Origin of the sequence: Brevibacillus panacihumi (assembly GCF_003710985.1) — a bacterium.
In the GTDB taxonomy this organism is placed as follows: Bacteria; Bacillota; Bacilli; order Brevibacillales; family Brevibacillaceae; genus Brevibacillus; species Brevibacillus panacihumi.
Map to the genome: position 1 here is coordinate 26,256 of NZ_RHHT01000011.1, position 25,383 is coordinate 51,638.

Genomic DNA, 25,383 nt, shown 5'->3' on the forward strand with positions numbered 1-25,383 from the left:
CAGGAACATCTACACTTATCATTATAACACCGTTTTTGCGGGGGACTAATAAAGAAAACTGATCATACTATTGCATAAATGAAATTAGTGAAGCACCAATGCAAAAGGTCCGACCAGCACCCTGATCGGACCTTTTTTTTAATTCTTGGACGTCGGAAGTGAGGCAGCTTCCTTTTGAATAGCGGTTAGAAATCGCTGCCAAGCTTCCGGCAACTCGCGTTTTGACTCCCCGTCCTTTGACTCTTCCGGGGGAGTAGGGGTTGGTACGTTCAAGCTCATCACCTACCTTCTCGTATCCATCCATTCGTGTCGCAATGCGAAAAGCTCCCGCAGTTCAGCGTTGGACAACTCGGTAATCCAGCTTTCGCTTCCGCCGACGATCTGCTGGCTCAAGGACTGTTTTCGCTCGATCATTTCGTCGATCCGCTCTTCAATCGTCCCAAGCGATATAAATTTGTAGACCTGCACATTCCGTTTTTGGCCGATGCGGTGAGCGCGGTCTGTGGCCTGGTTCTCGACTGCCGGATTCCACCAGCGGTCAAAGTGAATGACATGATTCGCTTCTGTCAGGTTCAAGCCGGTCCCGCCAGCGCGCAAGGAGAGGATAAACACGGTTGCCCGGTTTTCCACGTCCTCGGAAGGATCCTGGAAGCGGCTGATCATTTCATCCCGCATTTCCTTTTTTGTTGAGCCGTTGAGGAAGAATACAGGTCCATAGCCTTCCCGGATCAGGACACGCCGCAGCATGTTTCCCATTTCGATATATTGGGTAAACACCAAGCAGCGCTCTCCTTTTTGGCGTATATCCTCGATCAGCTCCAGCAGACGCTCCAGCTTGTGTGAGCGCCCGACCTCATCTTGCGCTTGGATTTCGCCCAGAATGAGAGCGGGATGATCGCAAAGCTGCTTCAAGCGGGTCAACGTGGTCAGGATCAGACCACGGCGCTCCATTGTCGATGCCCGTTCCATGCGAGCGAACATGTCCTGTATGGCCGTTTCATAAAGAGCGCCTTGCTCTGCCGTGAGCGGGACAAATTCCTTGCGCTCGCTTTTTTCCGGCAGATCCAGTTGAATGGATGGATCGGTCTTGACGCGGCGCAAGAGGAAGGGCTGGATCAGGCGCTGCACTTGGGCGATCAAGGTTTTGTCCTGATCCCGTTCGATCGGTTGCACGAAGCGCTGTGTGAATTCACTGAGTCCTCCCAGATAACCCGGGTTTAAAAAGTCGAAGATCGACCATAATTCACTCAGCCGATTTTCAATTGGTGTGCCTGTCAGCGCGATCCGATGGTTGGCACGCAGGTCACGCACGGCGGACGCCTGTTTGGTATACGCGTTTTTGATATTTTGGGCTTCATCGAGGCAGATGGCATTCCAATGAACACGAGACAGCTCCTGTTCATCCAAATGGGAAAGAGCATAGGACGTAATGACCAGATCCGCCCCTTCGATCTCCGATAAGAATGCCTCGTCTCTTTTGCGGTGGTTGCCGTAGTGAATGACCACCTTGAGAGACGGAGCGAAACGTTCCAATTCCTTTTGCCAGTTACCGATCACCGACGTAGGACAGATCAGCAGGGAAGGGGTGCTTTGCTCCTCGTTATCCTTCACATACAGCAGGTAGGTAATGAACTGCACTGTTTTCCCGAGCCCCATATCGTCCGCCAGACATGCGCCAAGTCGATATTTCCGCAAGAACCACAGCCACGAGCTCCCTGCCAGCTGGTAGTTGCGCAAAGTACCATGGAAGGCTTGCGGCTGCGCGAGCAACGGAATCTTTTGCGTCTGTTGCAATTGGGTGAACAATTGCTGCAAGGGACGGTTCAGTTCCACTTCCAAAGCGAGCTGTTGTTGTGGCTCGTCGTCTTCAGCGAGGAATCCATCTTCTTCTTTGGGTAACGCACGCAAATGGATGTTCATGACGTCGCGAAGAGTCAATGCGTTCTTTCCGCGATTTTTCTTCAATGCATCCTGCATCTGCAAGAAAAGATCCGGCGTCAACTGCACCCATTGGCCTCTGATCTTCAGCAGGCGCTGCTTTTGCTTGAGCAATTGCGCGAATTCTGCTTCGCTGATTTCCACATCACCCAATGCCAGCTTCCATTCAAAATCCATGAGCTGCGAAATGCCTAGAAACGAGGGGCCTGAGGAACCCGCTTGTGATTTGATTTTTGCTTTTAGGCGCGGTTTCGTACGTCGCACCTGTTCCCACCAGGCAGGTAAAAAGACGTGAATGCCTGCCTGCACCAGCTGCAAGCTGCTTGTAGTCAGGAAAAGCCACGCATGTTCATTGTCGAGCCGGGTCCTAATCCGGCCGCTAGCCTCATCTGGCATCAGCCATGGCATCACTTCCACGCATGTGGCAAGGTCCCTGTCAATACGGTCCGAATATGCCTGCCAGGCAACAGGTATTTCCTCGAATCCGCCGTTTTTGTGGAAAAGCGGGCTAGGCTCGATCGGGTACAGCCGATCTGGATGTTCGCGATCCTGCAAGCGAAATTGCAGGGTCCAGTCATTTTCCCCCTCCGGGTCCTCCAGGAGTTGTAGACAAGTCCGAAACGGTGTCAAATCAGGCAGCCAACCGATGGATTGGAGCCATTCCTGCTCTTGCAGATGCGGGGACAATTCCTCTCCCGTAACAGTGAGAGCCGGATATTCGATCTGCAATTGCTCCCATGCGCGTCCAACCTCGCTTCTGTTTGCGGTCATTTCTTCAATGACAGCAGAAAGCCATCGTCTGGCGGAATCCGGCAGTTCAGGTGGCTCGTCTGCGAACCTCCACCCAGGATAGCCAGCCTTCCATGCGGCGAAATCGGGGAGAAAAGACGCGGACTCAAGGCATTGCTGGATCAGAAGCGCTGTATTTTGGCAGGCGGCGAATGACTCGCTCGGCTCATAAAGGACGTGGCGAAGCCAGGGAGGATCGATAAAAAAGGAGAGTGCCTCACGCGGGCTGAGAAGCAAACCCTCTTCATTCCTGGCCAAAAAAGTGCCGTAAAATGATTGTTCATCCCAAGCAAAAAGAAAGCTGGCAAGTTCTTCAGAGGCGACAGCGAGATGATGGGAATCCGTCGCGGAAATCAGAAAGGTGCCATCTGTCAGTTGCGCTGCGTTCAATTTCAGTATTGTCCCGGTACTCATACGTTCAGATTTCCTCTCCTTAACTCCTCTTGGAAGGCCCGAAGCCGATTATGCTTTGCGGACAAGAGCTCCAGATAGCTTTCCCAGCGAAGCTCCTGATTGAGCTTGCTGTACAGGGATCGCACTTTTTTCAACAGCTTGATCGCTTCCTTGTATGCGGGGCGATTTCTCTCGTCAATCAGCCGATTTACTTCAGACAGAAATAGCGGAAGGAGCAAGGGCGGGTTCGACTCCTCGATGGCTTTGATATTCCACGCCTGTATCTCTGGAAAAGGAATCCGGTAGGAGAGCTGCAAGTCCAGCCACTCCCGATAATGTTGATGCTCAAATAGAAAGGCGGCGTATTCCGCGAAGCTGCCTGGCAAGAAAGCTTTGAGCCTTGTGCCGCATTCCTGTTCACGCCCCAACTGCTTCATGGCTTCCCGCCAAATGGCGGTCACGAATCGGTAATGCGCTTGATCCGCCGTTCCGATCAGGCGTTCAAGCCGATGTGTCCACTCCAAAAAGCGCTCCCATTCCTGGCCGCGAGCAAATGATTTCAGCAAGGGCAAATAGAACGCGAGAGGCAACTGCTGATTAGCCAGCCAAATCTCGAGTGCATCCTGATCTTTTCCGTCCATCACGAGAAAGAGGGCTTTTAGCATGCGGTACGTTTCCAATTGCGCTGGGGTCGTCGCCGGATCAGCGATTCGCAGGTCAAGCTCTTCTGATTCTTCCTGGACCCATGCTGGGGCTTGCAGCAGGTTCCACCAAAGCAATTGATAGGCAAGCATCTCGAAAACAGAAAGATATTCCTTATTTTTCCATTCGCTCAAGAGCTGTTTTGTCTCGTTCAAAGCCTTCTGATCATCTTCGTCGAGATGGGAAGGGTCCCAATAATAAAGAAGTCCTTCCAGGTTGGACAGCAATCGCTCTGCGGACTGTGAGAGCTCTTGAGACCAATGGGAATGGCGCTTGGTTAGCACGAATTCCTGCAAAAGATTGAGGTGAAAGAGGGTTGCGTGTACGGCAAAGAGAGAAGCTCGTCTCGGTGGCCAGGAGACAGCGATTCCCAAGAGATTCTCATAACTGGAGAACAGCTCGGAGGAGGCGCGGAAGCTCTCCATGGCGGAAGGAAGATTTCGCGTCCAGCTCTCAAAAAAACGCCACCATTCCGCTACGGAAGCGGAAGCGTCCAGCTGACCGTCCCTCCATGTGTCGGTATGGCTCCCGGTCAAGTATTGTATACCTTTTTTAAAGGGGGGGACCAGCAGGGCAGCGGAATATTTCAGCGTCCTTGGCTGTTGGGAACGAGCCAAAAAATGACGCGGGTTCTCAAATACGCTGTACATTTGAAAAAATGTAGCCGCGATATGCTTGCACAGACGGGAGTAAGGACAGGTGCAGGTGCTCTCCTGCACATTCTGCATATTCAGCGAGACATGGTAGACTTGCGTGCCTTGCACATCGCTTTTCAACAGGATTTCGTCCTCTACGCGGGTGTTGAACACAACACCGTTGGAAAAATACGTGTAGCCCCTCTCCAGTATTTGACCTTCCAATACTTCAAGGATCTGTTCTCCTGTCTGAATGGCTTGATCTCGTGTCAATTCTCTTTGCAGCATATCGTCAGGTCCTCCGTACGAAGTGTCATCCCCCCATTATAACCCAAAATGCGTGCTGATTGCCTACTGTTCGTGTCTATTTTTACAGGCGGATATCCTCCTTGCGACTGCCTACATAAGCTACGGTAGGCTGTGCGAACAAAAGAGCAAAGCGACTTAAAAAGGAGGAGTTTGGCGTGGGCTACTACATTCCAGTAGAGCGCAATGTAAATCTGTATGTGGAGGACATCGATCCGGGGAATGGAAAGCCGATCTTGTTTATCCACGGCTGGCCGCTCAATCAAGAGATGTACGAATACCAGTTCGATCAGTTGCCCAAATTGGGGTATCGTTGCATTGGAGTGGGCTTGCGTGGTTACGGGAAATCAGACCGTCCCTGGACGGGTTATTCTTATGACCGGTTGGCGGACGATATGCTGGCGATTGTGGATACATTAGGCCTGGATGATTTTACCCTCGCCGGCTTTTCCATGGGTGGAGCAGTCGCGATCCGTTACATGGGACGCCATGTCGATCACCGGGTCTCCAAGCTGGCGTTAATCAGCGCCGCTGCCCCTGTCTTTACCAGAAGACCGGATTATCCATACGGGATGACCAAAGAAGAGGTAAATAAGCTGATTGAAGCCTCCTACCAGGACCGTCCGCAAATGCTGAGCGATTTCGGCAATCTCTTTTTTGCCCGATATGTGACAGAAAGTTTTAAAAACTGGTTCAACAGCCTTGGATTGGTCGCTTCCGGCCACGCCACGATTCAAGGGTTGATCGCCCTTCGCGACGAGGATTTGCGCAATGATTTGCCCAGAATCCACGTTCCGACAGCGATTTTCCACGGCGTACAGGATCGGATATGTCCCTTTCCGTTTGCCCAGGCGATGCATGCAGGCATCCGGGATTCCATAGTAATCCCCTTTGAAAAAAGCGGACATGGACTGTTCTATTGTGAACGGGAGAAGTTCAATCGTGAATTGGCCCATTTCATAGGATAAAGGACATCGTAAGTCAGCTTGCACCACAGGCTGGCTATTTTTTTAGGGAATGGGGAATGATGGAAGTACGGTGGTATCGAAGAATAGGATGGTAGCAGATGGAACAACATTTTCAGCCTGTCTCGGCAGCTCACAAGCGGCTGTCGAAAAGAAAATTACTGCTTCGAGCATCTGCAATCGTAGTAGGGGCCAGTCTTGTCGCGGTTGGGCTGGAGATTTTTCTCGTACCCAATAACATCATCGATGGCGGTGTGACAGGACTGTCGATCATGTTCTCCCATTTGGCGGGTCTCCCTCTAGGAGTTTTTTTATTTCTCTTGAATCTGCCTTTTTTGATTATCGGCTATAAACAGATTGGAAAAAGTTTTGCGATCGCCACTTTGTTCGGTGTAGCTGTCATGTCGATCGGAACGACATTGCTGCACGAAGTCTCCGGCTTGACGGAAGATCTGCTGCTCTCCGCTGTATTTGGCGGAATCATCGTCGGAATCGGCGTCGGATTAGTCATTCGGGCTGGCGGCTCGCTTGATGGCACAGAGATTGTCGCGATTCTGTTGAACAAAAGAAGTCCCTTCTCCGTAGGGGAAATGGTAATGTTTTTCAATATCTTTATTCTCGGCAGTGCAGGCTTTATTTTTGGCTGGGACCGGGCCATGTACTCTTTGATCGCCTATTATATTGCGTTCAAAATGATCGATTTGACGATGGTAGGACTGGAGCAATCGAGAGCGGTGTGGATCATCAGTGACGAAGCCGAGAAAATCGGGGATGCCATCTCAGCCACTTTAGGCAGAAGCGTGACCTATCTCGTCGGCGAAGGTGGATATTCCGGTGATGAGAAGAAAGTGATTTTTGCCGTTATTACGCGGCTGGAAGAGACGAAGCTCAAGGAAATTGTAGAGGAGATCGATCATTCCGCTTTCCTCGCGATGGGTACCATCCACGATGTCAACGGAGGACAGTTCAAAAAGAAAAATATCCATTAGGGGGAGCAAACCAGCTCCCCCTCCTTTTATTTCAGGCCGCTCGAAACAGAGCGACTCTCGTTATAAAGCCCAGTTGCCGTTGCGGAAGACAGGCTCCCGTTCTCCTTGCATGGTCTCGCCATCGATACTCATCTTGTCCGACCCAATCATGAAATCAACGTGGACCATGCTGGTATTTAATCCGTGTTGCTGCAGCTCTTCATCGCTCATCCCGCTTCCTCCTTGAAGATTGGTCGGATAGGCATTGCCGATCGCCAGATGATTGGAGGCATTTTCATCGAATAGGGTATTGAAGAAAATGATGTTCGACTGGGAAATGGGAGAGAGATGGGGGACCAATGCCACTTCACCCAGGTAACAAGAGCCTTCGTCCGTTTCGATCAGCTTTTTGAGAGAGTCTTCTCCTTTTTTTGCTGTGACCTGTACGATTCGTCCTTTTTCAAATGTAAGCTGGAAATCCTCAATCACGGTGCCTTGGTAACTCAAAGGCTTGGTGCTTTGCACTACGCCATTTACGCCATCGCGTTTTGGCGCCGTAAAGACTTCTTCTGTCGGCATATTGGCCATGAAGGATACGCCGTCTTGATTTACGCTGCCGCCGCCAATCCAGATGTGATTCGCTGGCAATTCAATGGTCAATCGGGTTCCGGGTGCTTCATAGTGCAGGGCTTTGTACTGTTTTTGATTGAGGTATTCCACTTTGCGGTTCAGTTCGTGATGATGCTCCTTCCAGGCTCGGACGGGGTCAGGTTCGTGGATGCGTGTCGCTGCAAAAATGGCCTCCCACAGTGCTTGTTCACGCTCATCTTCAGGAAGCTCGGGAAAAACCAGGTTGGCCCATGCCGGGGAGGGAATCGCGATGACACTCCAGCTTACCTTATCCGACATGGTATAGCTGCGAAAACGCTGCAGTGCTTGACCCGACGCTTTACTCGCCTTGGCGATTCGCTCCTGATTGATTCCCTGCAAGAGATCCGGGTTGGAAGAGGTGATGTACAAAAAAGCTGCTCCGTGTTCTGCCAACTCTTCCCAGCCCTTCGCTTTCCATAGCGGAAATTCTTCAAAGGCCTCTTCCGGTGCCAACTCATATTTCATACGTGTCAATTCGTCATCGTTCCAATCGATATAGACGTGCTTGGCTCCAGCTTCATATGCCTTGCGAACCACTTTGCGAATAAAAGGGGCTGATTGAACAGGTCCTGCGACGACGAGTGTTTGCATAGTTTGTACGTTTACTCCAACTCGAACTGCCAGCTCGGCATACCGATCCAGCAAGTTTTCAAAAGTCATCTTATCGACTCCCATCTTCGTTCATCCTAAAGACACCCATATTATACCAAAAAACAGGATAGAATACGCTTAGACCTGCTTTTTTCACAAATATTCAGAATCGGACGGAACAGGAGATAGCGGAAATATAGCCAATACATCTTTTCATAGTCAAAAAGAGGAGGAAATCCCAGATGAGATTGACGCGTGAACAAGTGCCCACGGAACAGACCTGGAACCTGGATGATCTATTTGCCTCACAAGAAGAATGGGAGAACAAGCTGCACGAATTGCAAGAATTGCTTCCTGGCGTTACCCGTTACAAGGGGGAACTGAACAACGCGGAAAAACTGCTCGCCTGCCTCGAAGCGGAGGAGGCGCTAGCGGTTCGGCTTATCCAGCTCCACACCTTTGCGAGTCTGCGTCTGTCAGAAGATGGAACCAATCCGGCCAATCAATCCAGGTCGGCACAGGTGGGGGACATCGCTTCGCAGATCCAGTCTTCGCTCTCTTTTATCCGTTCTGAAATTCTGGACCTTCCCGAAGGCAGCATCGAGCGTTTCTTGGACGAAGAGCCGGGGCTTTTGCCATTCCGTAAAAAACTGCTGGATCTGTATGCGGCCAAACCCTACCGGTTGTCTGCAGAGACAGAATCTGCCCTAGCAGCTTTGGGAGAGGTATTTTCCGCTCCTTATCTGATCTACAATCGCAGCAAGCTCTCCGACATGCGATTTGACTCCGTGGCAGACTCGGCCGGGGTGATGAGACCAGTATCATTTGCCTTGTATGAAAGCGACTATGAGATGTCACCGGACTATCAGCTTCGGCATGCGGCCTATAAATCCTTTACCAAGACGTTGCAGCAGTATCAGCATACCTTTGCCGCAGCATACGGCACAGAGGTGAAAAAACAGACCGTACTCTCCCGTCTGCGCGGATATGAATCCGTCACACATATGTTGTTGGACGCGCAGAAGGTAAGCCTGGAGATGTACCACAATATTCTCGACATAATCGGGACCGAGCTGGCCCCGCATATGCGCCGCTATGCTCGCTTGAAGGCGAGAGTATTGGGATTGGAAAAGCTCGCTTTCTGCGACTTGAAAGTGCCGCTCGATCCCGAGTTCAGTCCGAAGGTGACCACGCAAGAAGCTGGCAAGACCATTCTCGCCGCCCTTGAAATCATGGGCGAGGAATATACCGCTATCATGAAACAGGCGTTGGAGAACAGATGGATCGATTACGTGGACAATGTCGGAAAATCTACGGGAGCGTTTTGTTCCAGTCCATACGGCGCGCATTCTTTCATTCTGATTACCTGGGCCGACAACATGCGAAGTGCCTTCACGCTTGCCCACGAACTGGGGCATGCCGGGCATTTCATGCTGGCGGGCAAATATCAGCGCTACGCCAATTATCGGCCGTCTCTCTATTTCATTGAGGCACCGTCGACGCTAAATGAGTTGCTGCTTGCCCAGCATATCCGCGAACAGTCCGATGACGCCCGTCTGAAACGCTGGGTCAACCTGCAGCTTCTGAATACGTACTACCATAATTTCGTCACCCATCTGCTGGAAGGGCAATTGCAAAGGAAGGTCTATGAAGCGGCGGAGGCTGATCTGCCAATCACAGCGAAACAACTTAACGAATGGAAGGGGCAGGTGCTTTCCGATTTCTGGGGCGACGCAGTGGAGTTGGACGAAGGGGCCAATCTGACCTGGATGCGCCAGCCGCATTACTATATGGGGCTCTATCCGTACACGTATGCGGCAGGACTTACTGCTTCTACGGCTATGGCCGGGCAAATCAGACAGGAGGGAGAGGCAGCCGTCCAACGCTGGCTGGAGGTTTTGAAGGCAGGGGGATCCATGTCGCCGCTTGAGCTGATGAAAATGGCGGGTGTAGACATGTCCAGGCCTGAGCCGATTCGCGAGGCCGTTCGCTATGTAGGGCAGCTTGTAGATGAGCTGGAACAAGCCTTTTAGACAATAACACAAACAAGAGAGTGCTTTATTCGCTCGCATGCGAGTCGGGAAGCACTCTCTTTGTTGTTTCAACCTGTCTCCTAATAGCCTACTTCCACCGAAGCGATGACGACGTAGGCCAAATCATTTTTATCCTCTTTTTCGGCAATAATGACACCGCTGGAGGTCAACATTCCGCCGTCGACGACTTCAAAGCTTACCTCACCGTAGGGCAGCTCGTCACGTACGACCGCCAAATCCAGCTTTTCCTTGTCTGCCGGCACGGCCAAGCGGACATGCACCTTCATGTTGTGAATATCGTTGCCAGGCAACACAGAACGCAAGCCCGGCATGGAGTTGTGATGGATCGCGTTTTGCACTGCACGTACTGCGGCTTTGGTTACGTTTTGACCGTGCAAGTCGATCCCCATGCCAATCTCAATAAACATTACTTTTTCCATCGCAGCAATCGCTCCTGTCTGTGGTAGATGACAAAAACTAGTGTACCATTTTTTCTTCTTTCGGACATTTTCTTGTGTCTTTTAAGCGAAGAGATATTGTGTTCAGAGGACGAACATGCGATTATTACATTTTGAGCTGAGTACAATGGAGGCAGAACATACGTGGAACGCTACCCCTTTTCATACGATCCGACACAACCGTTTATCTCGCAAGTCAGTGACTGGATTGCCGATGTCTTTTATGAAGTATTGCCCGAAGCCGGATTTGAGGTTCGCGATGAACAGATCTACATGGCTTTCCAACTCGAACGCGCGTATGCAGAAAAGCAGACGATTTTTGCAGAGGCTGGAGTCGGGACTGGGAAAACGCTGGCTTACCTGCTGTACGCCATCTGCTATGCCCGATATACACGCAAGCCGGCAATCATTGCCTGTGCAAATGAATCATTGATCGAACAACTGGTCAAGCCGGAGGGGGACATCGCCAAACTGGCCCGGCACCTGAATATGGAAATTGATGTGCGTCTAGGAAAGTCACCCAACCAGTATCTTTGTCTGCAAAAGCTGGATCAAGCCCGTTTGCGGGAAGAAGATGGGGAGCTGTATCAGGAAATCTATCAGGATTTGCCTCCGTTTGTTCACAACTATGAAGCCTTGCAAGCATTTTCCCCCTATGGGGACCGCAGTCAATATCCTGCACTGGACGACGAACAGTGGAATGTGGCCAACTGGGATGTCTTCCAGGATTGCTTCTCCTGTGACAAACAGCATCGCTGCGGGCAGACGCTCTCTCGGGATTACTATCGCAAATCAGCTGATCTCATCATCTGTTCGCATGACTTCTACATGGAGCATGTCTGGACCTACGAGGGGAGAAAACGGGGAGGACACCTTCCTTTGCTCCCGAGTCACAGCTCCGTCATTTTTGACGAGGGGCATCTGCTGGAGACGGCAGCGCAAAAGGCTTTAACCTACAAGCTGAACCACAGCGTATTTGAAGAAGTGATCACCCGCCTGCTAAAAGGGGAGATTCGAGAGTCTTTGGCGTACGCAGTAGAGGATGCGATCATGCAAAGCGACATTCTTTTTGCCATGCTCAAGCAGGAAAGCAAGCCGGTTCCGGGTTCTGAGCGCAGGGAAATCACGCTCCATCCTGGCTTGCTTGCGCAGATTCGGGCTTTTTCCGGTCTGATCGACTCCATAGAGGAAGAACTCGTCTTGGAGGGCGGCCTGTACACATTGGATGAATTCCAATTGAATATCGTCAGCGAGCATTTGGAGATGATTCAGATCGCGCTGCAATTGTTCGAAGACCCTTCGAAAGTCATTACATGGGTGACAGAAGATGCGACTGGGACGAGCCTCGTGGTAATGCCGCGAAAAGTGCAGGAGGTGCTGAAGGAGTTCGTCTTCTCGCAAAAAATGCCAGTCGTCTTCTCTTCTGCCACCTTGTCCGCGGATGGTTCTTTCTTCTATCTTGCAGACAGCCTGGGGATTGATGAGTTCCTGTCTTTTTCGGTAGCTTCCCCCTATGATTACGAAAATCGGATGAAGGTGTTCGCCCCTGATTTCACTTCCTCCGATGCGTTTGCGGAAAAGGTAGAACTGACGCTGGACATGCTGGAGAAAACACAAGGCAAGTCCTTGCTGCTGTTTCCCTCCTTGGAAGAGATGCATGCCTTCAAGCAAAGCCTCGAGAGCAGGAGCCAAAGCAGCAATCAGCAGAAATTCCTGTTTGAAGGGGATCAGGAAATCAGCCATTTGATCTCCCAATTCCAGCGTGAAGAACACACCAATCTGTGCGCAGTCTCCCTCTGGGAGGGATTGGACGTGCCTGGCCCTTCGCTTTCTCATGTCGTCATTTGGTCCTTGCCATTTCCGCCGAATGACCCCGTGTTCGCGGCGAAGCGCAAGGCGGCAGCCGGCAATGCTTTCGAAGAGGTAGACATGCCGTACATGCTTTTGCGCTTGCGCCAGGGCATCGGCCGATTAATCCGCACGCGCGAAGACAGCGGAATGATTACGTTGCTTAGCCCAGAACTGCAGGCAGATGAAGGATTGCGCAAGAAGGTAGAGAAAGCCTTTCCAGAAGGCGTGGCCTGGCACAAATCTGCTGCCCGAGTATGGCAGGAGCTTACCGAGTCAAAACTTTGACACTTCTGTTACGGTTTGGAAGGATGATGATATCTTTGGTATTCTCTTGGTATAATGGAGGATAAGATACAAACCATCGTGATGCCAGGATGGTAGACAAGGGACGGTGTTCTTTTTGGGTAATGTAGATTTTGCCAGTTTGCCTTGGGACTTTTTCTGGGTTGCCGTAGCCTATTTTATGGTTACCGGCGTGCTGTTTTGCTTCAGCATTCTGCGCTTTGCCCAACAACGCAAAAAAAGCGGGGTCGTCTTTATCGTCGGCGCTGCGATCAGTGCAGCCTACTTCTTGAACTATTTCTATACCAACCACATCTAGTGCAGGCAGGAATTCGACCCATTGATACGGAATCCATGAGGGACCAACGAAGAAGCAAATCGTTGGTCCTTCTTCTATTTTCCTTAAGAAAGCGGGGCGCAGCGAACATGAAGCCAAAAGTAATCGCGTATAAAAAAATATACCCGGAAGTCCTTGCTTACTTGCAGGAAGCATGCGAGGTCATGCACCTGGAAGAGTGGAACGAAGAGGGCCGATCTGCCTTTGATGCAGCCTTGGGCGGAGCGGAGGGTCTGATCGGCACGGGTTTGAAAATCGATCACGAGCTGCTGGAGCGCGCACCGAAGCTGAAAATTGTCAGCAATATCGCAGTAGGCTACGACAATTTTGATTTGGGAGCCATGAGCCGGCATCGCGTCATGGCGACCAATACACCAGACGTATTAACGGATACGGTAGCTGATACGATGATGGGATTGATCCTGGCGGCAGCGCGACGGATTCCGGAGATGGACCAGCTCGTAAAGTCAGGCCGCTGGACGTCGCCTCTCACATCCGCCCAGTTTGGCACGGATGTCCATCACAAGACCCTGGGCATCGTCGGAATGGGCCGGATCGGTTCTGCTATCGCCAAACGGGCACATCTTGGTTTTGACATGAACATTCTCTACCATAATCGTTCGCGCAATGTAGAGGTGGAGCGCCGATACCAGGCCACTTACTGTACGCTGGACGAACTGTGCAGGCAGGCGGATTTTGTCTGTGTGATGGTGCCTCTTACGGAAGAGACAACCAACCTGATCGGGGAAAAGGAATTTCAGGCGATGAAAAAAACAGCTATCTTTATCAATGGCTCCCGCGGCGCGACTGTCGATGAGAAAGCTTTGGTCAAGGCCTTGCGGGAAGGCGAAATCCTGGCGGCAGGCTTGGATGTGTTTGCTAAGGAACCCGTCGATCACGATCATCCCCTGCTTGGCATGCCGAATGTCGTGACTCTGCCGCATATCGGGTCGGCCACAGAGGAGACGAGATTTCGCATGGCACAGTTTGCGGCGGAAAATCTGGTGGCAGGTCTGCAAGGGAAGAGGCCGCCAGCTTTGCTAAACGAAGAAGTGTATTTGAATAGCTGATGATCCTGATGCGATCAACCCATGAAAAAAGGAGTGAAAGTCATGTCTGACAACAAACGGGGCATTACAGCAGAAGATTTGTACCAAATCCGCTACACCAGTGACCCGCAGCTTTCACCAGATGGTTCTAAAGTTGTCTATGTTCTGAACAGGATTGATGAAGAACGCCAATACCAGAGTCATTTGATCCTTTATTCCCGGGAAGAAGATCGCACCACGGAGCTTACCTGCGGACCCGTGCGGGATTCCTATCCGCGCTGGTCTCCCGATGGGTCCAAACTCTGCTTTGTCTCCAACCGCTCAGGCAAGGCGCAGATCTGGATGCTTGCGATCGATGAGTCACAACCAGTGCCAAAAATGATCACGGATTGTCCGAACGGGGCTTCTGCTCCACTCTGGTCTCCGGATGGAAAGCAGATTCTGTTTTCCTCCTGGATGAAAGCGGGAGACAGGTATCGCGAAGAAGCTGCGGAACAAGAAGATTACGTTCACAAGCAAAATGCGGAGAAAGCCATTCGCGTCACCAAGATGAAATACAAGTCAGATGAATTTGGATTTTTGTACGAGAAGAACCGCCAATTGGCGATCGTCCAGGTGGAGACCGGAGAAATCAGACCATTGACGACTGGGGCGGGCGATCATACGGCGGGAAGCTGGTCGCCGGATGGCAAATGGGTCGCAATAAGCGCCAACCGTTCGTCCAACCCGGACCTGCAGCATGAGATCGACATCTACCTCGTACCTGTAGACGGGGGAGAATGGAGGAAAATCACGCAAAGCAACGGGACTTTTGGCATGCCGCGCTTCTCCCGGGATGGATCCAAGCTCTCTTTTGTCGGCAGTGTGATAGGCAAGCATCTGTACGGGACAATGAAAAAAGTCTGGGTGGCAGATCTCGCAACAGGCGCCATTACGTGCATTACAGCAGAGTGGGATGTACAGGTTGGCGATGTCACGATTGGCGATGTGCGATCGCCCGGCCATCCCGATCCCGGCGACGTGTGGACAAAAAATGGGGATGGCTTGCTGTTTTTGACGAGCCAGCGCGGCAGATCGGGGATATGGCAAGTAACCCTGGACGGCAACGTTTCCCAGATTATGGATGGAGAGCGAAATGTATTCGGCTTTACCTATCACGCGGAGCAGGATTGTCTCGTGGCTGCTGTCAGTGACCCGCTGATCCCTGGAGATCTATTCTCCCTCGATCTGCAAACAGGGGAAGAAGCTCGTCTGACAGATGTGAACAGAGAGCTTTTTCAGCATATCGCTTTGTCCTCGCCGGAGGAAATCCTGTTTACGGGTGCAGAAGATTGGGAGATCCAGGGCTGGATCATGAAGCCGCCAAATTTCGCGGAAGGGAAGAAATACCCGGCTATCCTGCAGATCCATGGCGGACCGCATTCGATGTACGGGCATACTTTTTTTCATGAATTTCAATTGCTTGCCGCCCAAGGCTATGTCGTGCTTTACACCAATCCGCGCGGAAGCCACGGGTATGGCGAACGCTTCATGCAAGCCTGCTGCGGAGACTATGGCGGTCATGATTTCCGTGATTTGATGGCTGGTGTGGATGTCCTCTGCCAGCTCGACTATATCGACGAAAACCGTCTGGGCGTTGCTGGCGGGAGTTATGGAGGCTTCATGACCAACTGGATCGTCGGACATTCCGATCGTTTCAAGGCTGCGGTCACGGACAGAAGCATTTGCAACTGGATGAGTTTTTACGGGGTAAGCGATATCGGCTATTATTTTTCGGCGGAAGAAATTCAGGCTGATCCATTTTCCAACCCCGAGAAAATGTGGCATCATTCCCCGCTGCGTCTCGCATCACAGGTCAAGACGCCTTTGCTGATTATGCACGGAGAGCGAGATTATCGCTGCCCGATCGAACAGGCCGAGCAGCTCTTCATCACCTTGCAGCATCAGGGGAAAGCCCCGGTATCCTTTATCCGTTTCCCTGACGCCAATCACGAAATGTCACGCAGCGGCGATCCCTGCCAGCGTGTCTTGAGGTTAAACTATACGGTGGAGTGGTTCAATCGGTACGTATAGTGGCCGGTGAAACTCTCAATATAAGAAAAGGTGCTGACACAGGCAAAGAAGTTTTTCGTCTGTTCAGTGCCTTTTTTGCTTGCTGAGCAGGAATGCTCCAAAATGTATTCGATGGGTTTATTTGTAAGATTCTCACCCTTAGAGCCACAAGGATTGTAAGCGCTTAAACGAAAACAGTTAATTCTGAATTGAGTGAAAAATAGATTGATTCTGCAACTAATTATCCGTATACTCTGAATAAGCATAACCTGTTCAACCCCATAAAACAAAAGAATATGTGACGCCGAGATAGTTCGCTTTGCTTGGGTATAAAGCCAAATGGACAGATGGAGGTGTGGAGTTTGGAGAATAACTTGTTGGAAGTTGACAAACTTCAGGTCGCGTTTCGCACAGACAAGGGGGAGGTAGTCTCCGTTGACGAAGTCACCTTTCAATTAAAACAGGGTGAAACCATTGGAATAGTTGGTGAATCCGGTTGCGGGAAAAGTGTCACCTCCTTGTCTGTCATGAGGCTCCTCGACCGCACCGGTCTGATCAAAAAGGGAGCCATCCGCTTTAACGGAAGGGAACTGACGCAGTTGGAGGAAGCACAAATGCGCGAGATCCGTGGAAATGAAATTTCCATGATTTTTCAGGAGCCGATGACATCCCTCAATCCGGTATTTAGCATCGGCAATCAAATGCTGGAACTGATTCACTTACATATGAAAATGTCCAAGAGCGAAGCGAGGGCATATGCCATCGAGATGCTCAAAAAGGTTGGCATACCTCGCGCAGAGCAGATCATTGACGAATACCCGCACAAATTGTCCGGAGGCATGAGGCAACGAGTCATGATCGCCATGGCTCTTTCCTGCAAGCCAAAGCTTCTGATCGCGGACGAACCGACAACAGCTCTGGATGTGACGATCCAGGCGCAAATTCTGGAGTTGATGAAAAAACTGAGACAGGAATCGCAAACGGCGATCATGATCATTTCGCATGATCTGGGTGTCATCGCAGAAATGGCTGATAAAGTGCTGGTCATGTATGCAGGACAAGTTGTCGAGGAGGCAGATGTCTTTACTCTGTTCGATGATCCCAAGCATCCGTACACGATCGGGTTGATGGAATCCATTCCACATCTCGAACACGATAGCCAGCAAAAGCTCTTCTCCATTCCCGGGACCGTTCCCCATCTCCACGCGATGCCAAAAGGCTGCCGTTTTCACCAACGCTGCCAGCACGCCACGGAACAATGCGCCACGCAAAAGCCCCCGCTGCTAGCGATCCAGGGCAGCAGCGGCCATCGTGTCAGATGCTGGCTGTACCAGGAGGAGGAGCAAGGAGTCTCTGGCTACAGTCAAAATGAGGTGATTGCTTAATGCGTAACCCCCCCGATAAACAGACGCCGCTCTTGGTCGTCGAGAAGCTCAAAAAATATTATCCCATCAAAAAAGGGATCATCTCCCGCACCGTCGGCCACGTGAAAGCGGTGGACGGAATCGACTTTCAGATCTATCCCGGGGAGACCCTGTCGCTGGTAGGCGAGTCTGGCTGCGGGAAATCGACGACGGGACGAGCCATCGTACAGCTCGAACCTCCCACAGAAGGCAGAGTGATCTTTGCGGGCCGGGACATGGCTTCGCTGCAAGGAGCAGAATTGCGAAAGGCACGCACGGATCTGCAAATCATTTTCCAGGACCCGTATTCATCGCTCAATCCCAGAAAACGCATCGGCGATCTGCTGGCGGAGCCGCTATTGGCCCATAAGCTGGTACCGAAAAGCGAGGTTTCCCAAAAGGTAGACGAAATTCTCGAGATCGTCGGACTGACCAAGTACCATAAAAGCCGCTATCCGCATGAATTCTCCGGAGGACAAAGACAGCGGATCGGCATTGCCAGGGCGCTTATTCTGCAACCCAAGCTGATTGTTTGTGATGAACCCGTATCGGCGCTGGACGTCTCGATTCAGGCGCAGGTGTTGAATCTGCTGAAGGATTTGCAGAAGGAATTTCAGCTCACGTATTTGTTCATCGCGCATGGCCTGGGTGCCGTCAAGTACATCAGCGACCGGATCGCCATCATGTACCTGGGAAAAATCGTGGAGCTGGCCCGAACGCAGGAGATTTTCAAATCCCCCAGACACCCGTATACGCAAGCTCTGCTGGACGCCTATCCCATCCCTAATCCGCATCTGCGCAATCGGGAGCGGATCGTTATGGAGGGGGACGTCCCCAATCCTGCCAATCCACCGAAAGGATGCCGATTCCATACTCGATGCCCCCTTGCCAAAGAGATTTGCCGGGAGCAGGCGCCTGATCTGACCAAAACCGCTCACGCCGTAGCGTGTCATTTTCCACTTGTCTAATCAACGAAGGAGGGACGATTATTCGTGTTTCCATATATCGTACGGCGCTTGCTCATCGCCATCCCGGTGCTATTCGGAGTAACCGTGTTCAGTTTCTTTATCGTCAATCTGGCACCGGGCAACCCTGTGGAAATGTTTATCAGTCCGGATGCGACGCAGGCGGACATCGAGTTGAAAAAAGAAGCATTGGGACTGAATGATCCGATCTACGTCCAGTATTGGCGGTGGCTGCAAAACCTGCTGCAGGGAGATTTCGGCTATTCCTTCTCGACCTACGCTCCCGTAGGGGAGATGGTGGCTTCACGGGTCTTGCCGACGCTTTTGCTGATGGGTTCAGCTTTGCTGCTGGCATACATCTTCGCCATTCCAATCGGCGTGATCAGCGCGACTCGGCAATACTCGTGGATTGATTATTTGACCACCGGCTTTTCCTTTATGGGCATCTCCATCCCGAACTTCTTTCTGGGGCTCGGTCTCATCTATCTGTTTGCGGTCCAGTGGCAAATCCTCCCGTCAGGCGGCATGAACACACTTGGAGGAGACGGAGGCTTTGGCGATACGATCATGCATTTGCTCCTGCCGGCATTTGTCCTGGCTACGGGGATCGCAGGGAGCATGGTTCGGTATGTGCGTTCCAGCATGCTGGAGATTTTGGGACAAGATTATCTGCGTACCGCCCGTTCCAAGGGTTTGCGGGAATTTCTCGTCGTCAACAAGCACGCCTTTCGCAATGCGCTGATTCCGATCATTACGGTCGTTGGCATGGACATCCCGCTGCTGATCGGCGGGGCAGTCGTGACTGAACAGATCTTTCAGTGGCCGGGATTGGGACAACTCACGATTCAATCCATCCTCTCACGCGATTATCCGACTTTAATGGCAATCAATTTTATCGCGGCGATCACAGTCCTGTTGTCCAATCTTCTCGCCGATATACTCTATTCGGTTGCAGACCCGCGGATTAAATACAATTAAGGCATAAAAGGGGGGAAGCAGATGTCGCTTGCCAATCTGAAAACGGAACAGGAGCCGGTCCTTCAGCACCCGCCGGATTTGGGTCTGGGTGAAGAAGAAAGCTACTTGAAGATGATTACGAAGCGTTTTTTCAAACACAGGCTTGCGGTTGTAGGGCTGGTGATCTTCATCGTCATTACGCTGATGGCGATCCTGGCACCGTGGATTTCGCCCAGGGATCCGTATGAAATCACAGGAGACTTCGCTGCGGAACCGTCTGCCGAGTATTGGCTGGGGACGGACCAGGTGGGGCGTGACATCGCGAGCCGTTTGATCTATGCGTCGCGTGTCTCTTTGGCTGTCGGGATTGGCGCCGTCGCGATCTACGTCGTCATCGGAACGGTTCTCGGGGCGATTGCCGGCTATTTCGGCAAATGGGTAGACATGTGCATCATGCGATTGACCGATGTTTTCATGTCCTTTCCCTACTTGATGGTCATTCTGGTGCTGGTGAGCATCATGGGCCCGAGTCTGTACAATATCATCATCGTGCTGGGATTGCTCGGCTGGCCCGGGATCGCCCGGATCGTGCGCGGCAGCGTCTTGTCGATCAAGGAGATGGATTACGTCAAGGCAGGGATTACACTGGGGTATTCGACGCCCAAAATCGTCTTCCAGCACATCCTCCCGAACTGCCTGGCTCCCATCCTCGTCAACGCCACCTTTGGCATCGCCTCTGCGATCATCATGGAAGCATCGCTGAGCTTTCTCGGGATGGGTGTCCAGCCTCCGACAGCGAGCTGGGGCAATATGCTGACGGAAGCTCAATCGCTTACGGTGCTGTCGACACAGCTTTGGCTCTGGATTCCACCGGGGTTGATGATTTTGCTCGCCGTTCTCTCGATTAATTTCATGGGAGACGGTCTGCGGGATGCGATGGACCCGAAAAGCCTGAAGTAATGAGTGATGGCAACACGTTTTTTATTACGATAGATGTGGGGGGAAAATGATGAAAATCGTCAAGAAAGCAGCAAGCATTTTGGCTATTTCTTCACTTTTCACACTGGCCGCGTGCGGTGGTGGAGGCGGGAGTTCGGCTCCGGTCCAAGGAAACGGGACTGCGGGTGGCACAGCTCAGGCGCCCGCCGGTGCCACAAGTGCGGCAGGCGGCTCCATGTTCCTTGGGATGACCAATCCGCCGATCTTGTTTAATACGATCAACAGTGTGGACGTCGCTTCACAGTTCACGGAGAAGTTCATGTTCGACTCCTTCCTGGAAATGGAGGGGCCACTGAAATTCGTGCCCAAATTGGCCGATTCGTTTGAGACGACAGACAACCAGACCTATACGATCAAAATCAACAAGGACGCCAAATGGACGGACGGAACGCCTGTCACGGCTCACGATGCCGCATTCACCTTCAACCTCATCGCCAATCCCAAAACAGAGACGAGTGTAGGCAGCTATTTGTCCATGCTGGATGGACTTGAGGAAAACGGGAAGCTCAAAGCGGGAGAAAGCAGCATCCCATCCGTCAAGGTCATCGACGACAAAACGCTGGAATTCAAAACCAAAGCTCCGGTTGATCCCAATATGTTAAAAGAACAGCTGGGCTGCAAGCTGATGATATTGCCGAAGCATGTGCTGGAAAAAGTAGATCCTGCGAGCCTGTCGCAGGACCCCTTCATGCAAAATCCAACCGTTACCAATGGACCGTTCAAATTTGTCAAATACCAGAAGGACCAGTATGTAGAGCTGGAAGCCAACCCGGACTACTACCGCGGCAAGCCGGAGCTGGAGAAAATGTTCATTAAAATCATGCCGTCTGCGAATATGGTCGCCCAATTGCAAACAGGAGAAGTCCACATGAACGTAGGCGGGGGCATCGGAAAGATTCCGCCGCAGGATTACGACACGGTCAAAGGCATGGACCATCTTGTCGCCAAGGACGAGCCTACGATTGGATTCCAAACCATGATGTTCAACACGAAGAAACTCGATCCGAAGGTGCGTCAGGCACTCGCGTACGCCGTTGACCGCCAACAGCTGGTAGACAAGCTGCTGAAAGGCTATGGGGAAGTGATAGACGGTCCCTATTCATCGGTTAACCCTTATCTCGATAAAGATTTGAAGAAATATACATTTGATACCGCCAAGGCCAAACAATTGCTGCAAGAAGCAGGGTGGGACTTCAATCGGGAGCTGCAGTTCATGGTTCCGACCGGCAACAAGGTTCGCGAGCAGTCCGCTGACATCATCACCCAAAACCTGATCGCCTCAGGTTTCAACGTAAAAGTCACGAAATACGATTTCCCAACGGTGCTCGCGAAAGCCAAGGCCGGAGATTTTGAAGTCGTACTGATGGGACTCACCCTGACGCTGGATCCTGAGGTCTCGTCCCTTTATGGCATAGGCGGCACCTACAACTTTATGCAATACGACAACCCCAAATCGGAAGAGCTGTTGAAAAAAGGCAAGGCGGAAGCCAATTCCGATGTTCGCAAAGGAATCTACAGCGAATTGCAAAAGCTCTGGAATGAAGATGTACCGCTTATCTCTCTCTACTCGGACAATGACTTCGTGGGGATTTCCAAAAAGGTTGCATACGGCGAGCCCCGTGTATTCGGTTTCCACCGCGATCTGGAAAAATGGGCCATGACAGGCGTCCAGTAGTCATTCAAAGAGAGGGGGAAAACGATGCTCGCCGCTATGTGTCGCGAACTGGAGACCTTGTATCCGGAATTGGTGAATATTCGCCGCGATCTGCATATGTACCCGGAGCTGTCCTTCCAGGAGGTGAATACTCCCCAGAAGGTGGCCGATTACCTGCAAAATCTGGGCTTGGAGGTAAGGACGGGCGTCGGCGGTCGCGGGGTGATCGGGTTGCTTCGAGGAGGAGCGGCTGAAAAAGGGGGCCGTACCATTGCCTTGCGCGCCGATTTCGATGCTTTGCCGATCCAGGATGAAAAAGAGGTGCCTTACAAGTCGAGAATTCCTGGCGTCATGCACGCATGCGGCCATGACCTGCACACAGCTTCGTTGCTGGGCGCAGCCCATGTGCTAAGCAAGGCAAGGGAAGAGCTACGCGGCAATGTCGTCTTTCTTCACCAGTTCGGCGAGGAAAAGCCACCCGGCGGAGCAAAAGCCATGATCGAGGATGGTTGTCTGGACGGGGTGGATGTCATCTACGGCGCACATGTCTGGCCGGCCTTGTCGGTGGGTGAGGTAGCTGTGACAGAAGGATACGCCATGGCAGCGGGGGATTTGTTCGAGATCGAAATCAAGGGGCGCGGCGGCCATGGCGCACAGCCGCATATGACCGTCGATCCACTGGTCGTCGGCTGCCAGCTGGTCTTGAACCTGCAGCAAATCGTCAGTCGTCGCGTCAATCCGCTTGAGCCGGCCGTTTTGACGGTGGCTTCCATCCATAGCGGGCAAGCCTCCAATGTCATTCCGGATATCTGCAAGCTGACCGGGACGATTCGCTGCTTCAGCCCGGACGTACGACAGCTTCTGCATGAACAGATTACGAAGATCACAAAAGCGACTTGCGAGGCCGCCGATGCTGCGGGCTCACTGGTGTTCCGCAAAGGCTACGATGCAGTCTGGAACCATCCGGAACAGGTGAGAAGCGTCGAAGAGGCCGCGATACGAGTCGTCGGGGAGGATAAATTCAAACGGGTAGAGCCAAGCATGACAGGAGAAGACTTTTCTGCCTACCTGCAAAAGGTGCCGGGTGCATTCTTTTTCGTGGGGGTAGGAAATCCTGAACAGGATGCCATCTATCCCTTGCACCATCCGCGATTTGACGGAGATGAGCGAGCGATGCTGATCACCGGAAAACTCTTTCTCCACCTGGTCTGGAAGGAATTGGGGTAAATGAAGATAGGCTGTCACATGAACGGAGATGTTCGTTCGTGTGACAGCCTTTTCATGCAGCTTATTCAAAAATTGTCATTTCCTTATTATTGCGATCCAGCACTTCAATCCTCACAATACCACCAAGATGCTGTGACACTAGATCAGACAATTCTTTCAAGGCCATATGAAACTCATCGCTTCTTGTCTCATCTATCAATTCTATACAAAGGAACGCATTTTTCGTCTGTTCTGTCAGCATCGTCCTTTGGGCTTCACGCCAATTCCAGCACCTGCATATGGCACCGGCATCATCTTTATACACAATTTCCCCTTCATATGGCGGCGCATTTTCATCGCTTCCCAATGGGATAAACGGTTCGGTGCCAGTAGCCAGCGCAAGCCGAATATCGCCTGCAAACGTGTCGATATCTTCTCCGCCGCACGGAAGCCCATATCGCAAGGAAATGGAATTATAGATGTCTACAAGCGGGTTTATCGTTCCGATGTGATTGCCATTTTTCACTCTTTTTAATAAAGCTTCAATGGAACATCTTGCCCCTTTTTTTGTCTTGAATTTCTGAAACGCTTCTCGCCAAACGGAAATGACTGGGTTTCTACTGAATTCATCCATACTTAAAAACGTATGCGCTTCTTTTTCCGCCTCCTGCAGCAGCTTCTCGTAGATCTCAACGTCTCTTTTGGAATTATCAATCCCCTGGCAAATCACGGTGCCTATTTTGGCGTGAGGGAATAACGACCAAAAATCATCTTCAATGATAAATCTGGGCATAGCTATCTCTCCTTTTCCTTTGTGTCACTTAGGTTTTCGAGGGGCTCGCAAAGGCGGAGAATACCCCTAAAATAATATAAAAATAGCCAGTTATCCGATTCATCAGCTTCGAGCTCGCTTTCCTGCCTACGAGTCGCTTTCTCATGCTTGCTGCGAGAACTGCATACAGACCATCACTAATAAAAGCTAGGATAATAAAGATCGTTCCTAAAAGCAAAAATTGTGACGTGACTGATCCGGCAGCAGGCGATATGAATTGCGGAAAGAAGGCTAAAAAAAACAGTGCTGTCTTTGGATTCATGATTTCTACGAGCGCTGATTCATAAAAAATCTTACCTAATTTCTCGCGAGGGGCTTCTTGGATATCTGAAGCCGTTTCAGCAGATTTAGAAAATAAAGTCTTGCACCCCAGATAGATCAGATAAGCAGCGCCCAAGTACTTCACGATCTGAAAGGCTGTAGCAGAAGTCATCAGAATCGCTGAAACTCCCATCGCTCCAGCTAAAACATGAACAGAACCGCCAAGAGATACACCGAGAACGGATACCAGGCCCGCTTTTTTGCCCTGATTTATACTTCTTGCCATGATATAGAACACTGCTGGTCCAGGGATGATTAACAATGTCGCAGCAGCCAAAACAAACAGCCAAATCGTTGAAAGCTCCATAACGTGCAACTCCTTGTTGTAATTTTGGACATGATGGATTCGAGCTCCTCCTTGTATGGTGATAAAGGTTACGCTTTTTGCTGGAGGTTGGCTTTCATCAAGGAGGCAATTTGCTGTTCGTTTGGGTGTGGAATCTGTTCCAACTGTTTGATTACGAGTTCTTGTCTGTGCAAGGAATGGTTTTGACTAAGCTTTGCCTTCCCTTCTATCTGATCGATTTTTATTCTGAATCCTTGAATCCCCTTGCTCATGCCAAGGAGAAAATCAGCATCCAACTCCTGCAATTGGTAAGAACTGTCTGGGGCTTCGTACTTCAATACCAGGTCATGCAAGGTATTCAAGAGCTCCTGTTCATCGTCGATCAGCTCAACCTCTCCGTAGACATGAACCGTCACATAATTCCACGTTGGCACTGCTTGATGGGTCTCATACCAAGAGGGGGAGATATAGCAATGAGGACCATGGAAAACGGTTAACACCTTCTGGTTTTGAATATCCTTCCACTGCGGGTTCGAACGGGCAAAATGTCCGTACAAAAAGGTTTTCTCCTGATTTAACAGCAGAGGCAAATGGGTAGCGAAGGGCAAACCGTTATGAATCGAAAACAGTGTTGCAAAACTGTTTTCCTGTATGACATCGTAGGCAGCAGTTCCTTCCTTCATCGCAAAATGCTCTGGGATATACATGTAACATCTCCTCAATCCTTATTTTTGATAGGCAACGGATATCCTTACACGGA

Annotated in this window: 21 protein-coding genes; 13 read left to right on the plus strand and 8 right to left on the minus strand. The window is 51.2% G+C overall.

Features of this window, described 5'->3' with window-relative positions; all coding sequences use genetic code 11:
- Nucleotides 1-138: 138 nt before the first annotated feature.
- From EDM58_RS25645 to EDM58_RS06795, 3 genes are read right to left on the minus strand one after another with little or no spacing between them, the layout of a single operon-like run.
- Nucleotides 139-279 (minus strand): hypothetical protein, encoded by a 141-nt coding sequence (locus EDM58_RS25645; RefSeq protein ID WP_183187436.1) that lies wholly within the window; start codon nt 277-279, stop codon nt 139-141.
- A 3-nt stretch (nt 280-282) separates the two neighbouring features.
- On the minus strand, nt 283-3,141 hold the full coding sequence (locus EDM58_RS06790) for a DEAD/DEAH box helicase (RefSeq protein WP_122912660.1): 2,859 nt from the start codon (nt 3,139-3,141) through the stop codon (nt 283-285).
- Nucleotides 3,138-4,745 (minus strand): SWIM zinc finger family protein, encoded by a 1,608-nt coding sequence (locus EDM58_RS06795; RefSeq protein ID WP_122912661.1) that lies wholly within the window; start codon nt 4,743-4,745, stop codon nt 3,138-3,140. The genes EDM58_RS06790 and EDM58_RS06795 overlap by 4 nt, the downstream gene beginning before the upstream one ends.
- A gap of 176 nt (nt 4,746-4,921) precedes the next feature.
- On the opposite strand from EDM58_RS06795, the gene EDM58_RS06800 reads away from it, so the two are divergent.
- Nucleotides 4,922-5,731 (plus strand): alpha/beta fold hydrolase, encoded by an 810-nt coding sequence (locus EDM58_RS06800; RefSeq protein ID WP_122912662.1) that lies wholly within the window; start codon nt 4,922-4,924, stop codon nt 5,729-5,731.
- A 98-nt stretch (nt 5,732-5,829) separates the two neighbouring features.
- Nucleotides 5,830-6,717, plus strand: coding sequence for a YitT family protein (locus EDM58_RS06805; protein WP_122912663.1), 888 nt, complete (start codon nt 5,830-5,832; stop codon nt 6,715-6,717).
- A 60-nt stretch (nt 6,718-6,777) separates the two neighbouring features.
- On the opposite strand, the gene EDM58_RS06810 is transcribed toward EDM58_RS06805, so the two are convergent.
- Nucleotides 6,778-8,007 carry an aminopeptidase gene (locus EDM58_RS06810; RefSeq protein ID WP_122912782.1) on the minus strand — a complete coding sequence of 410 codons (1,230 nt, stop codon included), beginning with the start codon at nt 8,005-8,007 and terminating at the stop codon, nt 6,778-6,780.
- 173 nt (nt 8,008-8,180) lie between these two features.
- Here EDM58_RS06810 and pepF point away from each other — a divergent pair, with 173 nt between their 5' ends.
- The gene (pepF, locus tag EDM58_RS06815) at nt 8,181-9,971 is read left to right on the plus strand and encodes an oligoendopeptidase F (protein WP_122912664.1); all 1,791 of its coding nucleotides are present in this window, start codon (nt 8,181-8,183) and stop codon (nt 9,969-9,971) included.
- Nucleotides 9,972-10,051: 80 nt separating this feature from the next.
- Here pepF and EDM58_RS06820 read toward each other — a convergent pair whose 3' ends face one another.
- The gene (locus EDM58_RS06820) at nt 10,052-10,411 is read right to left on the minus strand and encodes a Lin0512 family protein (RefSeq protein WP_122912665.1); all 360 of its coding nucleotides are present in this window, start codon (nt 10,409-10,411) and stop codon (nt 10,052-10,054) included.
- A 162-nt stretch (nt 10,412-10,573) separates the two neighbouring features.
- Between EDM58_RS06820 and EDM58_RS06825 the strand changes: the two genes are divergently transcribed.
- From EDM58_RS06825 to EDM58_RS06870, 10 genes are all read left to right on the plus strand, one after another.
- A complete protein-coding gene (locus EDM58_RS06825; protein ID WP_122912666.1) occupies nt 10,574-12,565 on the plus strand; it encodes an ATP-dependent DNA helicase in 1,992 nt (663 codons plus the stop codon).
- A 106-nt stretch (nt 12,566-12,671) separates the two neighbouring features.
- Nucleotides 12,672-12,881, plus strand: coding sequence for a hypothetical protein (locus EDM58_RS06830; RefSeq protein WP_246000557.1), 210 nt, complete (start codon nt 12,672-12,674; stop codon nt 12,879-12,881).
- 107 nt (nt 12,882-12,988) lie between these two features.
- Complete coding sequence (locus tag EDM58_RS06835; RefSeq protein WP_122912783.1) at nt 12,989-13,969, plus strand: 2-hydroxyacid dehydrogenase; 981 nt, start codon at nt 12,989-12,991, stop codon at nt 13,967-13,969.
- A gap of 42 nt (nt 13,970-14,011) precedes the next feature.
- A complete protein-coding gene (locus EDM58_RS06840; RefSeq protein ID WP_122912667.1) occupies nt 14,012-16,021 on the plus strand; it encodes a S9 family peptidase in 2,010 nt (669 codons plus the stop codon).
- 341 nt (nt 16,022-16,362) lie between these two features.
- Nucleotides 16,363-17,385 (plus strand): ABC transporter ATP-binding protein, encoded by a 1,023-nt coding sequence (locus EDM58_RS06845; protein WP_246000558.1) that lies wholly within the window; start codon nt 16,363-16,365, stop codon nt 17,383-17,385.
- The gene (locus EDM58_RS06850; protein WP_122912669.1) at nt 17,385-18,371 is read left to right on the plus strand and encodes an ABC transporter ATP-binding protein; all 987 of its coding nucleotides are present in this window, start codon (nt 17,385-17,387) and stop codon (nt 18,369-18,371) included. The genes EDM58_RS06845 and EDM58_RS06850 overlap by 1 nt, the downstream gene beginning before the upstream one ends.
- Before the next feature lie 24 nt (nt 18,372-18,395).
- Complete coding sequence (locus EDM58_RS06855) at nt 18,396-19,346, plus strand: ABC transporter permease (RefSeq protein WP_183187437.1); 951 nt, start codon at nt 18,396-18,398, stop codon at nt 19,344-19,346.
- Between the two features lie 21 nt (nt 19,347-19,367).
- Nucleotides 19,368-20,285: an oligopeptide ABC transporter permease gene (gene opp4C, locus EDM58_RS06860; protein ID WP_122912670.1), complete on the plus strand. Its 918-nt coding sequence runs from the start codon at nt 19,368-19,370 to the stop codon at nt 20,283-20,285.
- A gap of 49 nt (nt 20,286-20,334) precedes the next feature.
- Complete coding sequence (locus EDM58_RS06865; RefSeq protein ID WP_246000559.1) at nt 20,335-21,999, plus strand: ABC transporter substrate-binding protein; 1,665 nt, start codon at nt 20,335-20,337, stop codon at nt 21,997-21,999.
- A gap of 24 nt (nt 22,000-22,023) precedes the next feature.
- Complete coding sequence (locus EDM58_RS06870) at nt 22,024-23,205, plus strand: M20 metallopeptidase family protein (protein ID WP_122912672.1); 1,182 nt, start codon at nt 22,024-22,026, stop codon at nt 23,203-23,205.
- Between the two features lie 61 nt (nt 23,206-23,266).
- On the opposite strand, the gene EDM58_RS06875 is transcribed toward EDM58_RS06870, so the two are convergent.
- The 3 genes from EDM58_RS06875 to EDM58_RS06885 form a co-directional block, all read right to left on the minus strand.
- A complete protein-coding gene (locus EDM58_RS06875) occupies nt 23,267-23,977 on the minus strand; it encodes a B3/B4 domain-containing protein (RefSeq protein WP_122912673.1) in 711 nt (236 codons plus the stop codon).
- 28 nt (nt 23,978-24,005) lie between these two features.
- A complete protein-coding gene (locus EDM58_RS06880) occupies nt 24,006-24,644 on the minus strand; it encodes a LysE family translocator (RefSeq protein ID WP_122912674.1) in 639 nt (212 codons plus the stop codon).
- A 68-nt stretch (nt 24,645-24,712) separates the two neighbouring features.
- Nucleotides 24,713-25,330, minus strand: a complete 618-nt coding sequence (locus tag EDM58_RS06885; protein ID WP_122912675.1) for an FMN-binding negative transcriptional regulator — start codon at nt 25,328-25,330, stop codon at nt 24,713-24,715.
- Nucleotides 25,331-25,383 lie beyond the last annotated feature (53 nt).